Consider the following 15,673-nt stretch of genomic DNA (forward strand, 5'->3'; position numbering starts at 1 on the left):
AGCACTTCGTTGACATCGAAGGGGTCACTGGTTCGATCCCAGTATCGTCCACCATGTATTCACCGGGTCAATGGCCCGAAACTATAACCCAAGGCGCAATCCGCGCGCCGCGACATGAAGGAACGGACCCATGAAGGTACGCAACTCCCTCCGCTCGCTCAAGCAGCGTCACCGTGATTGCCGCGTCGTGCGCCGTAAGGGCCGCGTCTATGTAATCAACAAGACGCAACGCCGGTTCAAAGCCCGTCAGGGCTAAAATCTGCGACAGTAGCAATGGATGAGGCCGCGATCCTGCACAGATTGCGGCTTTTTCTTTGTACAATTCGCAGCCCTTGACCCTAGCCTTCTATGCGTCCTCCGCGTTACGTTGCTGTAATCAGTCACGCCATACGCCAAAGGGACGCCATCTCATGCCATCTGTTTATCTCAAATCATCCGCGACAGCCGCCCTCTTGCTGGGGTTGGCTACACCTGCTTTTGCACAGGACAGTCTTTGTGGCGGGGCGGGTAACAACGGGATCTGGATTGGCGGTGACGAAGCCGCCTCCGACATCGCGACGACGGATGATTACCGCGAACAAATGGCGCTTGTGTTGGGCGGCAATGAATATGTCTCACTCTTTCAAGTGTCCGAAACGACGCAAGTCCGGGTCGAAGCCGCGGGCCGTGGATCAGGAGACACGGTGATCGACCTGCTCGATTCCGGGGGTAGCATCATCGTAAGCGATGACGATTCAGGCGGCGATGGCGCGTCGCGTGCAGAACTGGAGCTGGTTGCCGGCACATATTGCATGGCGATGCGCAGCTACGATGGCGGCCCGATGACCGCGTTTGTGCGCGTGGGCCGAGAAGAGCATGAACCGCTGACACTGGGAATGGAAGGCGTGATACGCGAAATCTCCGGCAGTTGCGCGGATGCGGTGCCTTTTGGCGCCCTTGGGGAAACGGCGACAGCGTCTGCATCGCAAACCCCTTTCTGGAGCTTCACGATTTCGGAGAATATGCCCGTCACAATCACCGCCGAAAACGAAAATGCCGATCCTCTGATTACGCTCTTCGACGGGGATGAAACCTACATCGCCGAGAACGACGATTTTGACGGGTTGAACGCGCGAATTGATCTGTCAGGCGGTCTGGCGCCCGGCACATATTGCCTTGGCGTTGACGCTTTGAACGACGAACAGGCCCCTATCACGGTCAGTATCGACACCTATGACCCCGAAGAGGCGCTCTTGTCGCTTTACTCTCAGGGAGAGCTTGCCCCACCACTTGATGGCAGCATTCCGGTAACCGACCTTGGGGTCTTGCAATCGCGGACGCGGCAGGACGTGCCGGGCTCGCTTGATACGACTTGGTTCAGCCTTGATTTCGAAAGCGCCGGGCTTTTGGTGGTCGAGGCCATTGGCGGTGGCGGCAGTGACCCTTGGCCCGTCGTTTATGATGACCTCGGTCGCCAGATCGGCCAGAATGATGACTACGGCGAAGGGCTCGATAGCCTTGTCATGGCGCGCGTGCAGCCGGGCACTTACATCATTGGTGTCCGCCAATATGAAGCAGGCCAGGGTTTTATTCGATTGCTTGCCGAACGCTACATTCGCGCGGAATAGGCGGGCCGTAAACAGACCCGCCTTTCATCTTTTATCTGCGGCTAGCGGCCAAAAGTATCCGACAGCAGCCGCGCCAGCGTAGGTTGGTCGATATACCCGGTCGCGGTGAGGTTCCGATCCGATTGATAAGCCGCAATCGCGCGCCGTGTATTGCGATCAAATCGCCCGTCCTGCGGGCCCGGATTATAGCCGAGGCCAGCCAGCCTGCTTTCAATCAACCGGCGCAGAACCGGATTAATATTGAGCGCATCTTCGCGCGCACGCGCATCTCGGTTGTTGGGGGCTGGCGGGTTCAGCGCAGCCAAAGCCTCACGGGCATCATCGGCGAAAATACCTTCAGGGTAGCGTTCCAGATAGGCCCGGTATCCTGCCTGATCCCCCTGCGCGCCGGTTTCTTCCCAATACTCCCGGTCGAGACGTTTGGCCTCCTCTAGCGCCCGCGCTTGTTCGGCTTCGATTTCTGCTGTTCGGCGGCTGGCTTGTCCATCGATACGGTTGATTTGTGACGGCGTCAGGTAAGAGGTCTGCGCAAAGCCGTTGTCTTGCTGCCAATTGCGGATCGCCCCGCGTGTGCCCGGCCCGAAAATACCATCAACGCCGCGCGTATCATAGCCCAGTACCACCAAATCACTTTGGATGGCGCGTCTCTCATTGCGCGATAGTTTGAGCCCCTCTTCGGCCAATTCCGCAAGCCGGGTCGGGTCACGTTCCAATTCTGTGATCCTGCGATCCGCTTCAGCCGTGAACGGGCTTGCGGGGTAGTCAGCGATGAAGTCGCGATAGGCGTCAATCGTATTGGCCTGCTGTGCAGCGTTCCATGCCGCGATGCTCGTATCGACTGCCGGTGCCGTTGCTTCTTGAACTGATCGCTCTGGCTGCATAACCAGCGTTTCCGGTTGGAAACCAAGCAAATTGAGCCGACGGTTGCTCCGCACGAATGCAACGACATTTTCCCCCGGTGACGCGATGGCATCGCTAAGCACATCATCAAGCGCGCTTGGTTCACCGTAAATCACGGTCACGCCCTGTGGGACATCGAGTGCGCCAACCCCTTCACGCAGATATGGCCCGAAGCTGGCAAAATTCGCCTGTTGGTACCCCAAAACAAGCACCGCCTGCCCCGGCGATTGCGCCAGCACCTGCATCACTGTTTCAACCGAGATTGCGCTATCCAACCCAAACGGCGTGGGCGTTGGTGTATCCTCAGAGAGGAACCAGGTCCGGGTGCCATCCGTCGCAAAGCGACCGGAAAGCCCGACAACCAACCGATCACCCGATCCGGCAGCTTCGCTGAAATTGGCCATGAGACGCTTCATGTCAGCCGCTGCGCCATTTTCAAGCGTCGTCACAAGGTAACCCGCGTCCCGCAGATCCTGCGCCGCATCCAGCAAGTCAGCGCCACCACTCACACGTCGCAAATCATCATAGCGCGGCACCCCCATGAGCACCGCAGTATCATCGGCAAAGGCAGGCATGGCGAATACGGCGATGGCCGCGATCATGGTCAGTTGGCGCACGGTGCGTCTCCTTGGTTGTTCTTTGGTCAACGCAAGAGCTGCCCCGAGCGCTATAGCGCCAAAGCTAGATGAACCCATGATTGCTATTCAATAGCGTCGGGCCTTATTCGGCAGCCACAGCGGTCTCTGCCTTTTCAACCTTGACCGCCGAGAACTTGAACTCGGGGATTTTGCCGTAAGGATCGACGGCCGGATTGGTCAGCACATTCGCCGCAGCTTCTACAAAGGCGAAGGGCACAAAGACCATATCAGGCGATACAGCGCGATCCGCCCGCGCCATGATCGTAATACTCCCACGACGGCTTGAGACTTTGACCATGCCACCCGGCTCCACGCCAAGTTTGCGCAGCGTTGCGGGATGCAGCGAACAGTTTGCTTCCGGCTCCACCGCGTCCAGTACTTTTGAACGGCGCGTCATGGAGCCGGTGTGCCAATGCTCCAACTGGCGGCCGGTTGTCATAATCATCGGGTATTCCGCGTCAGGGGCTTCATCCGGTGCGATAATACTCGCCGGTGTGAATTTCGCCCGTCCGTTCTCGCGCGGGAAACCGTCGCCGAACACAATCGGCTGGCCGGGGTCTTCGGGTGATAGCGATGGGTAGGTCACCGCGTTCTGGCGCTCCAGACGCTCCCATGTGATATTGCTGAGCGATTTCATCGATAGCGCCATTTCTGCGAAAACCTCGGATGGGTGGGTGTACTTCCACGTCAGGCCCAAACGCTTGGCCAACTCAACGGTGATCCACCAGTCTTCCTTCGCATCCCCCGGAGGCGGCACCGCCGGACGGCCCATCTGAACCTGCCGGTTGGTGTTTGTCACGGTGCCGGATTTCTCGGCAAAGGCGGAGGCAGGCAGGATGACATCGGCGTAGTTGGCAGTTTCGGTAATAAAGATGTCCTGCACCACCAGATGCTTCAGTTTCGCCAAAGCGTCACGGGCATGTTCCACGTCGGGGTCCGACATCGCGGGGTTTTCGCCCAGGATATACATCCCGTGAATATCACCAGCATGGACCGCATCCAAGATCTCGGTCACGGTCAGGCCCTTGTTGGGGTCAATCGTCCCTTCCTGCCATATCTCTTGGAAGGCAGACCGCACGCCGTCGTCCCCAACGGGCTGATAATCCGGCAAGAACATCGGTATCAGGCCCGCATCAGATGCACCCTGCACGTTGTTCTGGCCGCGCAACGGATGCAATCCAGCACCGGGGCGGCCCACCTGCCCCGTCATTAGCGCAAGGCTAATCAGGCAGCGCGAATTGTCAGTGCCGTGGATGTGTTGGCTGATGCCCATGCCCCAGAAAATCATCGCAGCCTTTGCACCCGCAAAGGTGCGGGCTACGTCGCGCAATGTCTCGGCATCAATGCCGCAGATCTCCTGCATCTTTTCAGGCGTGAAATCCGCCAGATGCGCTTTCTCGGCGTCCCAGTTTTCGGTGTAGGCTTCGATGTACTGCTGGTCGTAAAGCCCTTCTTGCACAATCACATGCATGATCGCGTTCAGCATCGACACATCCGCGCCGGGCCGGAATTGCAGCATGTGCGATGCAAACCGCTTGAGCGCTTGTCCGCGCGGGTCCATCACGATCAGCTTGCCACCGCGTTTGGTGAATTGCTTGAAATAGGTCGCCGCAACGGGATGGTTTTCAATCGGGTTGGCGCCGATCACGATGGCCACATCCGCGTTTTCGATTTCATTGAAGGTCGCGGTCACAGCACCGGAACCGACGTTCTCCATCAGCGCGGCAACAGAGGACGCATGGCACAGTCGCGTGCAGTGATCGACGTTGTTGTGACCGAAGCCTTGGCGAATCAGCTTTTGGAAAAGATAGGCTTCTTCGTTGGTGCATTTGGCTGAACCGAAACCTGCAACACCCGTGCCGCCGATCTCCTTGAGACCGTTTGCGGCAGCATCCAGCGCCTCTTCCCAGGTCGCTTCCCGGAAATGTGCCTGCCAATTGCCCGGATCGACATTCAGACCTTTCGCAGGCGCATCGTCGCGGCGGATCAGGGGTTTGGTGATGCGGTGATCGTGGTGAATATAGTCGAAACCAAAACGGCCCTTGACGCAGAGGCGGCCTTCGTTCGCGGGGCCATTGATACCTTCGACAAACTTTACCTTGTTATCCTTGATCTTGAGCGAAACCTGACAGCCGACACCACAGAACGGGCACACGCTTTCGACTTCGCGGTCGTAGTCCTTGGTATCACCCATCTGGTTTTCATCGGTGACGGTTGCAGGCAGCAACGCACCGGTCGGGCAGGCCTGCACACATTCACCACAAGCCACGCAAGAGGACGCGCCCATCGGGTCGTCCATATCAAAGACCGGATAGGCATGCCCACCTCGCCCGGCCATACCGATTACATCATTCACCTGCACTTCACGGCAGGCACGCACGCAAAGCCCGCATTGGATGCAAGCGTCGAGGTTGACCGACATTGCCACATGGCTGTCATCAAGCAGTGGGATGTGACCCGGCTCTTGCCTTGGGAAACGGCTCGCGCTGACATCCTGCGTCGCGGCCATATCCCATAGATGCGAGGATTTATCATGGGCGATGTCTTGGGCGGGTTGGTCCGCGACAAGCAGTTCCATGACCATGCGCCGGGCTTGCTTTTCGCGGGGCTGATCGGTTGTCACAACCATGCCTTCGGCGGGTTCACGAATGCAGCTGGCAGCCAAGGTCCGCTCACCCTCAATCGCGACCATACACGCGCGGCAGTTCCCGTCAGAACGGTAGCCGGGTGCCGGTTTATGGCAAAGATGCGGGATTACCAGACCTCGTCCATTGGCGACTTCCCAAATCGTCTCACCCGCTTCAGCGGTGACGGTTTCCCCGTCGAGCGTAAAGGTAACGCGGTCTGACATCTGACGACTCCCAAGTCTGGCTTGGCCAGACTACACCATCTTCGTCAATTCACAGAAAGGCCATGCGCGACCGCAAGCGGCGCATTTGCGCCATAGCGGATTTCCGATAGGCGGAATGCGTTTCAGTTCCGCCGCAAATCCAGCGGTTTAGATGAATGCGGTCAGATTGTTAATCAGGAAGATGCGCAGGATTTCCAGACCGACAAGGACGACAATCGGCGACAGATCAATCCCGCCAAGATCCGGCATGAAGCGGCGCACCCGGCTGTAGATCGGCTCCAAGACCCGCTCCAACCCATACCAAACCTGACCGACAAATTCCTGCCGGACGTTCAGGACTTCAAAGCGGATCAGCCAACTCATGATGAAATGCGCGATAACAAGGAAGCGCAGCACGCCAATGATAAGCAGCAAGGCTTGAAGAATAGTCAGCATGTATCGCGTCCTCATTTGTCGTTTGCAGTGATCTAAGCTTTTGACGCGGCGGCGACAAGGTCAAGCTTGGCGCAAAGTAGAATCTGATGTCGCCAGTACTGCATCGCAAAGCGGGAGGCAAAGATTGGAACGGGCATGTCTACCCGGTTATCCACTTCATCAATCCCGCGCAGCGGCGGAGCGGTCTGGCCCGCGGAATTTGACCGAACGTCAAAAGCTTAGCCGAAAGCTTTGCTTGCCACTGGCAGCTTTCTCTGTGTCTTATTCCTTCAACGACGGGCGGGGAAGAAGTCATGGCGGTATCCAAGAAACGCATCTGGGGATGGATGGCTTTTGATTGGGCCTCTCAGCCTTTTTACACGCTTGGTCTGACCTTTATCTTTGGCCCCTATTTCGCAGTGGTCGCGACAGAGTATTTTCTGGGCACTGGCATGATTGAAGCCGCCGCCGATGCAAGGGCGCAATGGGTTTGGTCACTCGGCCAGATGATCGCTGGATTGCTGATCGCATTCACGGCCCCTTTTCTTGGTGCGTTTGCGGACAATTCAGGACGCAAAATGCCGTGGATCGCTTTCTTTTCAGTTGTTTACGTAGTCACAACCTTCATGCTCTGGGGGTTGAAACCGGATGGTTCCGCGCTGATCTTTATGATGGTCATGTTCTACCTCGGCTTCTTTGCCGCCGAGAGTGCCCTGAACTTCGTCAATGCGATCCTGCCATCGCTTGGAACTGACAAAGAGGTGGGGCGGATATCGGGCTCTGGTGCGGCGTTCGGCTATTGGGGCGGTGTGACGTCGCTCTTCATCATGCTGCTGTTGCTGGCGGAGAACGATCAGGGCCTGACCTTGCTCGGCAATGCGCCGTTGTTCGGCCTCGACCCTGAGATGCGCGAAGGCACGCGGTCGGTCGGCCCTTTCATCGCTATCTGGTATGCAATCTTCATCATCCCGTTCTTCATGTTCGTGCGCGATGACCCAAGAGTTGCCAAGAAACCCACAAAGCTGACTGCCGTTTGGGGGGAGTTGCTGACAACGCTTCGCTCAGTCTTGCATCGCAAAAGCCTGCTGAATTTCCTTGTTGGCTCCATGTTCTATCGTGATGCGCTGAACGCGCTTTACGCCTTTGGCGGTGTTTATGCGGCGCTGGTGCTGGACTGGCAGACGATCCAGATCGGTGTCTTTGGCATTATCGCGGCAATTGCCGCGGCAATCACAACATGGCTGGCAGGTCTGGCGGATCAACGCTACGGGCCAAAACCCGTCATTTTGGTGAGCGTCTGGACCCTGGTAGGTGTTTCGGTCATCATTGTAGGCATGTCGCGTGACGCCATTTTTGGCGTGCCGTTTTCCGAAGGGTCAGAGTTGCCCGATTTGATATTCTATGTCTGTGGCGTGTGCATTGGCGGTGCGGGGGGTGCGGTGTATGCGGCTTCACGGTCTCTGATGGTGCGGCATACCCATCCCGAACGGCCCGCCGAAGCCTTTGGCCTGTTTGCGCTGTCTGGCAAGGCGACTGCATTTCTCGCACCCGGCATGATTACTTTGTTCACGTTCTTGACCGGTAACAATCAATTAGGGTTTTTGCCTGTAATCTTTCTTTTCCTGATTGGCCTTTTCTTGTTACGCTGGGTCAACAAAGATGGAGATCGCGCAGAATGGTCCGCTTTATCGTAGCAGTTGTTTTGGTGGCCGGATTGACGGCCTGTCAGACAGAGGACCCGCCTGTCGTCAACTTATCGACGCAAAACGTCAATGATACGCGGATCGCAAAGACCCTCTTTGGCGCGGCCCCCGTTGCATCGGCGCAAATGTCGGAGGCGATCGGCGGTTATGCGCGCGGTTGTCAGGCTGGCGCAGAACAACTCGATGAAACCGGCCCGACCTGGCAAGCGATGCGCCTGTCACGCAACCGCAACTGGGCGCAGCCTGAAACGCTTGATTTCGTGCGCGACCTGAGCCGCTTTGCCGCCACGCAAGATGGGTGGAAAGGACTATATATTGGCGACTTGAGCCAGCCACGCGGCGGCCCCATGTTGACAGGTCATAGCAGTCATCAATCGGGGCTGGATGTTGACATCTGGATGTTGCCGCCCGCACGGTTGGACTTGTCAGTGCAGGAACGCGAGCAGATTTCATCGGTTTCGTTGCGCCGCGCGGCAGGTGCATTCACCAATGATCGCTGGACCCCGCAACATGAAGCCGTTGTCCGCGCTGCGGCCTCTGATCCGCGTGTGGCCCGGATCTTTATATTCCCCGGTGCGAAAGTGGCGATGTGCAACTCAGCAACCGGAGATCGCAGCTGGCTGAACAAAGTGCGGCCATGGTGGGGACATTATGCACATATCCACGTGCGTCTGAATTGCCCTGATGGTGACAGTGGTTGCACCAATCAGGCCCCACCGCCGCCCGGCGATGGCTGTGCGGATGCCCAGGATTGGGTTGATCGCATCCTGAACCCGGCTCCTCGCGCACCTGACGCAACGCCACCAGAACCCCGCCCTGAACTGACGATGGCAAATTTGCCGGGTCAGTGCCTTGCTGTCATGAACGCCAACTAGGTGCGCGCATTTATCAGTGCATTTCTGCTGCTCGTCGCAGGGCCTGCTCCGGCAGAGCTCGTGCATCTTGGCAGCTTTGAATGGACGTCAAATCACCCTCGGTTTGGCGGCTTTTCCGCAATTGAAGTATCTGACAACGGTCGCGATTTTGTCGCGATCAGTGATCTCGGGCTAATCGCCAGGGGAAGCTTTGATCGCGTGGACGGGATGCTGGCCGGAATCAAATTGAATAGCTTTGACCCCTTCATTTCGTCCACTGGTACCGATCTTTCGCGCGCAGATCGGGATAGTGAAGGTTTGGCAGTAGATACCGATGGCCAGATATATGTCTCGTTTGAGTGGAGGCACGGGGTCCGCCGTGTGAACGGGAACACCATGGGGGCGTTGATGCGGACTGACGCATTCAGTGCCATGCAGCCCAATTCTTCGTTGGAGGCGCTGGCTTTGGATGCGGGTGGGGCGCTCTTTGTGATCCCTGAGCGCTCTGGCAGGCCAACCCGTCCATTTCCGGTTTGGCGACTGATCGACGGAAATTGGGATGTCGCGTTCGAGATCCCGCGCCGTGGTCCGTTTCTGGTCACCGGTGCGGACATTGGACCCGACGGGCGGTTCTATATCCTTGAACGCGACTTTGTCTTGGTTGGATTTCGCACACGCATTCGGCGCTTTGGGCCGGATGGTTCGGGGGAGGAAACTTTGCTGGAAACGGATGTTCTGACCCATGATAATCTTGAAGGTATCAGTGTTTGGGAAGACGCCGAAGGGCTTCGGTTGACGTTGATTTCGGATGACAACTACCGCAGCTGGCAAAGAACAGAGATCGTCGAATACCGGTTGACGGACGATTAGGCAGGCGTTAGATCGCGCTGTCCCCGGTCGGGGGCCAAGTGCCGCACCCTTGTCAAAACGGAATTTCACATGACACGCATCCTTCCCGGCGTCATCGCCATGGCCACCATCGTTGTGGCGTCCAATATACTGGTTCAATTTCTCATTCTTGATGGGTTGCTCACATGGGGGGCCTTTACATATCCGCTGGCGTTTCTTGTCACGGATGTGATGAACCGGGTGTATGGGCCAAACGCCGCGCGCAAGGTTGTGTTCTCTGGCCTCATCGTTGGTATCATCAGCTCGCTGATTGGCAGCCAGATCATGTTGCAAGGTGACGGTTACCAATATCCCGCTGTTGCCCTGCGCATCGCGATCGGCTCTGCCACCGCGTTCTTGATTGCACAGCTTCTGGATATCGCTGTGTTTGACCGGCTGCGGGCCGGGTCTTGGTGGAAAGCACCGCTGGGTAGCACGCTTGTCGGGTCGACAGTCGATACGGCGATCTTTTTCAGCATCGCTTTTGCCGCCGTCTTCAACGGCTTCAGCACCTTCGCGGCGGAGGACGTAATCTGGGCACAAGACGCCGTGCCATTCCTGAACGGCGGTCCACTGGTCCCGCTTTGGGTATCGCTTGCGGTGGCTGACTGGGGTGTGAAGCTTTCGATTGCTTTGCTCGCTTTGGTGCCGTTTCGCATCATTGTTGGGCGTGTTATGGCGCGCAGCTTATAAATACGAAATCAGGTATCTTTTTTCTTGAAATATACCAGATCTGTGCGAATCTAAGTTCAGGCGAAACATTTGAAAGGAGGTGATCCAGTGCATCATGAGGTATTGGAGACGTGTATCGGGACAACTTGGGAGGACCGCAGCTAGGGCAGCCCTTGGCTGAAGTGACCCCAAGGTGGCAATCCTAACCGACCCACCTCCGTAGATCAGGAAAGGGCTATCCCATCGTCGGGGTAGCCCTTTTTCCTTTTGAGTAATGATGCGTTATGATCGTTGGAAGCCTCCGGCGGGAGTTTTTGGGCCAAGATGAAGATTAACGACAAAATCGAGATTGCCGACTGGGAATTGACCGAGAGTTTCACGCGCGCCTCCGGTCCCGGTGGTCAGAATGTGAACAAGGTATCGACGGCGGTTGAATTGCGTTTCGAAGCAGCGCGTTCGCCTAGTCTCTCGTCGGCTGTGAAGTCACGGCTGCGGCGGTTGGCCGGACGCCGCTGGACGCAAGACGGTGCCGTTGTGATTTTTGTGCAAGACACCCGCAGTCAGGCCCGCAATCGCGAAATTGCCAAGCAGCGTTTGAAGGAACTGATTGTAAAAGCAACAGAAAAACAAAAACCCAGGGTGGCTACAAAGCCGACATACGGATCCGTCAGACGCCGTCTGACGGCCAAAAAGCAGCGTGGCGACATCAAGGCCTTGCGCGGTCCGATTGACGAATAGTCCAAAAATTACGACTTATTCATCGTTAATTACTTGTTCTTAAGAAGTATGCTGCAGTGTCTGAAACAGTTTATTCGGATACGTCTTGATGTTTCAATTTCAGGTTCTTTTACCACCCGTCCTCGCCATGATGAGTTTAGCATTCTTGCTATCCACAGTGATGCGACAATTTCACGCAAAACAATATGAGCAACTGGCCTTTGGATGCGTTTTTGGCGGCGTAATGGTCTTTGGAATGACAAACCCGATCCAGATAGATGAAGGGCTTATTTTCGACATGCGGACATTGCTTGCGGGGGCCGCGACCGTGTTTGTTGGTCCGCTCGCAGGTTTTATTGCCGTGATGTTTGGCATTGCCGCGCGGGTCTACATTGGTGGCTCGGGCATGCTGACGGGGGTTGTCGGCTTGCTCTTGGCGCTTGGGCTTGCGTTGATCTGGCGCCAGCTCCTGGCCAAGCGCGTGAAAACAGCCATTGCACACGACATAGGGCTTGGTGGTTTCCTGACGCTTTCGGCCAACGCGCTTTTCATTCTTCCTTCTGATATCGCATTGCCCCTTGTTGCGGCGGTTGCACCAGTACTTCTGATCGGTAACACATTGGGGATCATTGCCATTGGCTACGTTTTCCGACGCGAAAGCGCATATTTTTCTGAACGCGAAACGATGCAGTCTCAGGCACAGACCGACGCGCTGACGACTTTGCTGAATCGGCGCGGCATGGAGACTGCAGTCAAATTTGCAAAATTTGATCCATCGCAGGGTCATGCAATCCTGTACTTTGACGTTGATAATTTCAAGGCGATCAACGACCGGTACGGCCATGACGTTGGTGACGCGGCGCTTGCAATCATTGCCGCACGGCTCAAGGTGATTATCCGCGACGGTGCCATATTTGCGCGTCAGGGCGGTGATGAGTTCTCGGTCTATTTTCCAATGCTCGGCCGCGGTGACGTGCAGGGAATTGCCGATAGGTTTTGCGCGGCGATATCAGGACAAAAATTCCGTCATTCAGATGCCCTTTTCTTCGTGTCAATTACGATTGGCGGGTTTTGGAGCAAGTCCATGATGCCGATCGATCAAATGGCCAGGCGTGCCGATGCAGAGCTTCTTCTCGCGAAAACGGCGGGCAAAAACAGGGTTCGGATAGCCTATGGCCACTTGGAAGACGAAGCGATCCCGGCGTAGGCAATTCGACGGCGCTGGTGGAATGTGACCCAATATTGGCGTCGCAATGCCCCGAGCAGCAATCGCTAGCAGTGTCGTGCTAGACTTTTACGTCGATTGCCTCTTGTTGCCCAACTGCGAAAACACGTTTGTAGCGCGCAATTTCATCCTTTGGCCCCATTGCCTTATTTGGGTTGTCGCTCAGCTTGACTGTTGGGCGGTCATTCGCTGAAACCGCTTTGCAAACCAAAGAGAAAGGGGCCAGTGCATTGTTGTCAACAAGGTTAATAAAATCGTTCGTCAGCATTGTGCCCCAACCAAAAGAGACACGCACACGCCCCGAAAATTGATGATGGAGCGCAGTGATTTTTTCGACATCCAAACCGTCAGAGAAGATGACCAGTTTTTCGCGCGGATCTTCGCCGCGCGATGTCCACCACTGAATTGCAAATTCCGCCCCCTGCGCCGGATCACCGCTGTCAACCCTCATGCCCGTCCACCCGGCCAACCAGTCCGGTGCCTCTTTCAGAAACCCTTCCGTCCCATAGGTGTCGGGAAGAATGATCCGCAGATTGCCGTCATGTTCCTCCTGCCAATCCGCCAGGACATCATAGGGCGATTGGCGAAGCGCAACATCGTTATCAGCGAGCGCGGCATAGACCATTGGCAGTTCGTGGGCATTGGTTCCGATCGCCTCGATCTCGCGCATCATCGCGATACGGCAATTGGAGGTGCCCGTAAAACTGTGACCAAGCCCTTCCATCATCGCCTGTACACACCAGTCCTGCCAAAGGTAGGAATGCCGCCTGCGCGTACCGAAGTCCGCGACCCGCAGATCTTTGATCGGCTTGAGCTGGTCGACTTTTTCCCACAGCTTCGTCATGGCACGCGCGTAGAGCACCTGCAGCTCAAATTTCCCCATGTCCTTGAGGACCGCTCTGCCGCGCAATTCCATAATCACGGCAAGGGCCGGAATTTCCCACAACATGACCTCTGGCCACGTCCCTTCGAAAGTCAACTCATATTGGCCGTCTTTCTTTTCAAGATGATAGGGCGGCAACTGCAGGTTTTCGAACCATTCCATAAATGCAGGCGTAAACATCTGACGGCGGCCATAAAATGTATTGCCGCGCAGCCATGTGCTTTCGCCGCGCGTCAACCGCAAAGACCGAATGTGATCGAGCTGCTCACGCAGCTCTCCCTCATCAACGAGTTCAGCGAGACGGATGGATTTCGTGCGGTTTATTAGCGAAAACTGCACAACCGTATCGGGATGATTGCGAAAAACGGACTGACACATCAAGAGCTTGTAAAAATCCGTATCAATCAGAGACCGCACAATGGGATCAATCTTCCATTTGTGGTTCCAAACCCGGGTGGCAATATCGACCATGCGATGCTTTTCCTCTGATTTTGCCGTTTGTTTAGATCAAGCCGTTGCTTTGCTGGCAAGAGGGCCGCGTCGCTGCGACGGCAGTTGGTGGCTTTGCTTGCTCGGCGATAAACTGGGCGCAAAGAAAGACAGCCGCCCCTATTCCCGGCCCCGGATTACCGAGCAATTTATTACCGCTTGCATTTGGCAGGCGCCAGACATCAGGGGTTTGGCCGAATAATGTACCATCCTCATCGCCGGTGGATGAAAAATTGGGTTACCCGGTGCAGGGCATCAAGCGACTGCGACCCCGGCTTCTGTCAACGTTTTTTTGGCCGCGTCCAGCGATCCGTTAAAGTCAATCGCACGGCATTGATCCATTTTGACGGTGACTTGGAAGCCCAATTTTGCCGCGTCCACAGCCGAATAAGCCACGCAAAAATCTGTCGCCAAACCGACGAGCGTCAGTTGTGTGATCTCGCGGGTACGCAAATACCCTTCCAAACCCGTCGGCGTTGTCTTGTCGTTTTCAAAGAATGCAGAATAACTGTCGATCGCCGGGTTATACCCTTTTCGAACAATAAGATCGGCGCGGTCAGTCTTCAGTTCCGCATGAAATGCAGCCCCTTCGCTGCCCTGAATACAATGATCCGGCCAAAGCACTTGCGGGCCATAAGGCATCTCAATCATTTGCATCGGTTCCGCCCCATGCGAAGTCGCAAAAGAGGAATGCCCCGCAGGATGCCAGTCTTGGGTCAGGATTACGGCCTCAAAATCCGCCATCAACGCGTTGATCTGCGGCACAATGATGTCCCCTTCGTTGACTGCAAGTGCCCCGCCGGGGCAGAAATCATTCTGAACGTCGATGACAAGCAAGGCGTGGGTCATGGTGATCTGCTCCGATTGGTCCGTATGCGGCAATGTGCCAGCGCTGTTTCGCAGTTGCAATGTCGTTCGCTTTTCACGCGCAAGGCGGCTTTACCTGCAGGACGGACAGGCGTAATTGACAATCATGTATACTATTGCCGCACTTTACCACTTCACCCGGGTTGACGACCCGGCCGTCTTGCAGGGCCCATTGCTCAATCTTTGCAAGTCATCGGGGATCACTGGCACGCTCTTGTTGGCGCATGAAGGGATCAACGGCACAATCGCGGGCAGCCGTCAGGGCATTGATGCGGTGCTTGCGCATATCCGTGGCCTTCCTGGTTGCAGCGATTTGGAATGGAAAGAAAGCACCGCGGAAACGCCGCCATTCCACCGCATGAAAGTGCGCCTCAAACGCGAAATTGTGAGCATGGGCCAGCCGGATGTGGACCCCGTCGCGCGCGTTGGCCACTATGTTGATCCCGCTGAGTGGAATGATTTGATAAGCGCGCCGGATGTGGCGGTGATTGATACGCGCAACGATTATGAAGTCGCTATTGGCACGTTTGACGGTGCGATCGACCCGCAAACAAAGTCATTTGGCGAATTCCCCGCATGGTGGGAAGAAAACAAACATCGCTTTCATAACAAGAAAATTGCGATGTTCTGCACGGGTGGCATTCGCTGCGAAAAATCGACGAATTACCTGATGGGACAGGGGGTAGAGGACGTCTATCACCTGAAGGGCGGTATCCTGAAGTATCTCGAAGAGGTGCCTCAGGCAGAAAGCAAGTGGGACGGCGAATGTTTCGTCTTTGACGCCCGGGTGAGCGTCGGGCACGGGCTTGAGGAAGGCCCGCATGTCCTTTGCCATGCCTGCCGCAGACCGCTTTTGCCCGAAGATCGCAATCATCCCAAGTTTGAACAGGGCGTTGCTTGCCATCAATGCGCCGATGCAACAACTGATGAGGACAAGGCGCGCTTTCGGGAGCGGCAGAAGCAAA

The 15,673-nt window shown here is 56.2% G+C and carries 14 protein-coding genes; 9 read left to right on the forward strand and 5 right to left on the reverse strand.

Annotated features, from left to right (window positions below; translation table 11 throughout):
• Positions 1-130: 130 nt before the first annotated feature.
• Both ykgO and ACFDSS_RS08595 read left to right on the forward strand, forming a co-directional pair.
• The gene (gene ykgO, locus ACFDSS_RS08590; protein WP_010141322.1) at positions 131-256 is read left to right on the forward strand and encodes a type B 50S ribosomal protein L36; all 126 of its coding nucleotides are present in this window, start codon (positions 131-133) and stop codon (positions 254-256) included.
• Between the two features lie 154 nt (positions 257-410).
• Positions 411-1,607 (forward strand): ABC transporter substrate-binding protein, encoded by a 1,197-nt coding sequence (locus tag ACFDSS_RS08595; protein ID WP_375255353.1) that lies wholly within the window; start codon positions 411-413, stop codon positions 1,605-1,607.
• Between the two features lie 41 nt (positions 1,608-1,648).
• Here ACFDSS_RS08595 and ACFDSS_RS08600 read toward each other — a convergent pair whose 3' ends face one another.
• From ACFDSS_RS08600 to ACFDSS_RS08610, 3 genes are all read right to left on the reverse strand, one after another.
• On the reverse strand, positions 1,649-3,124 hold the full coding sequence (locus tag ACFDSS_RS08600; protein ID WP_375255354.1) for a peptidoglycan-binding protein: 1,476 nt from the start codon (positions 3,122-3,124) through the stop codon (positions 1,649-1,651).
• A gap of 103 nt (positions 3,125-3,227) precedes the next feature.
• Complete coding sequence (fdhF, locus tag ACFDSS_RS08605) at positions 3,228-5,996, reverse strand: formate dehydrogenase subunit alpha (protein ID WP_375255355.1); 2,769 nt, start codon at positions 5,994-5,996, stop codon at positions 3,228-3,230.
• Positions 5,997-6,143: 147 nt separating this feature from the next.
• Positions 6,144-6,431 carry a YggT family protein gene (locus ACFDSS_RS08610; RefSeq protein WP_375255356.1) on the reverse strand — a complete coding sequence of 96 codons (288 nt, stop codon included), beginning with the start codon at positions 6,429-6,431 and terminating at the stop codon, positions 6,144-6,146.
• Positions 6,432-6,724: 293 nt separating this feature from the next.
• Here ACFDSS_RS08610 and ACFDSS_RS08615 point away from each other — a divergent pair, with 293 nt between their 5' ends.
• The 6 genes from ACFDSS_RS08615 to ACFDSS_RS08640 all read left to right on the forward strand — a co-directional run bounded on the left by ACFDSS_RS08615 (position 6,725) and on the right by ACFDSS_RS08640 (position 12,451).
• Positions 6,725-8,104: an MFS transporter gene (locus tag ACFDSS_RS08615; RefSeq protein WP_375255357.1), complete on the forward strand. Its 1,380-nt coding sequence runs from the start codon at positions 6,725-6,727 to the stop codon at positions 8,102-8,104.
• Complete coding sequence (gene mepA, locus ACFDSS_RS08620; RefSeq protein WP_375255358.1) at positions 8,086-8,988, forward strand: penicillin-insensitive murein endopeptidase; 903 nt, start codon at positions 8,086-8,088, stop codon at positions 8,986-8,988. Before ACFDSS_RS08615 ends, mepA begins: the two co-directional genes overlap by 19 nt.
• On the forward strand, positions 8,989-9,837 hold the full coding sequence (locus ACFDSS_RS08625) for an esterase-like activity of phytase family protein (RefSeq protein ID WP_375255359.1): 849 nt from the start codon (positions 8,989-8,991) through the stop codon (positions 9,835-9,837).
• Positions 9,838-9,906: 69 nt separating this feature from the next.
• On the forward strand, positions 9,907-10,548 hold the full coding sequence (locus ACFDSS_RS08630) for a queuosine precursor transporter (protein WP_375255360.1): 642 nt from the start codon (positions 9,907-9,909) through the stop codon (positions 10,546-10,548).
• Positions 10,549-10,851: 303 nt separating this feature from the next.
• The gene (arfB, locus tag ACFDSS_RS08635) at positions 10,852-11,265 is read left to right on the forward strand and encodes an alternative ribosome rescue aminoacyl-tRNA hydrolase ArfB (RefSeq protein WP_375255361.1); all 414 of its coding nucleotides are present in this window, start codon (positions 10,852-10,854) and stop codon (positions 11,263-11,265) included.
• A 160-nt stretch (positions 11,266-11,425) separates the two neighbouring features.
• Positions 11,426-12,451, forward strand: a complete 1,026-nt coding sequence (locus tag ACFDSS_RS08640) for a GGDEF domain-containing protein (RefSeq protein ID WP_375255362.1) — start codon at positions 11,426-11,428, stop codon at positions 12,449-12,451.
• 79 nt (positions 12,452-12,530) lie between these two features.
• Here ACFDSS_RS08640 and pncB read toward each other — a convergent pair whose 3' ends face one another.
• Together pncB and pncA are read right to left on the reverse strand one after the other, a co-directional pair.
• Positions 12,531-13,823 (reverse strand): nicotinate phosphoribosyltransferase, encoded by a 1,293-nt coding sequence (gene pncB / locus ACFDSS_RS08645; protein ID WP_375255363.1) that lies wholly within the window; start codon positions 13,821-13,823, stop codon positions 12,531-12,533.
• 273 nt (positions 13,824-14,096) lie between these two features.
• On the reverse strand, positions 14,097-14,690 hold the full coding sequence (gene pncA / locus ACFDSS_RS08650) for a bifunctional nicotinamidase/pyrazinamidase (protein ID WP_375255365.1): 594 nt from the start codon (positions 14,688-14,690) through the stop codon (positions 14,097-14,099).
• 124 nt (positions 14,691-14,814) lie between these two features.
• On the opposite strand from pncA, the gene ACFDSS_RS08655 reads away from it, so the two are divergent.
• Positions 14,815-15,673, forward strand: an 859-nt coding sequence (locus ACFDSS_RS08655) for a rhodanese-related sulfurtransferase (protein ID WP_375255364.1), incomplete at its 3' end; no start/stop codon positions are given.

It is taken from the genome of Yoonia sp., assembly GCF_042093035.1.
Taxonomy (GTDB): Bacteria; Pseudomonadota; Alphaproteobacteria; order Rhodobacterales; family Rhodobacteraceae; genus Yoonia.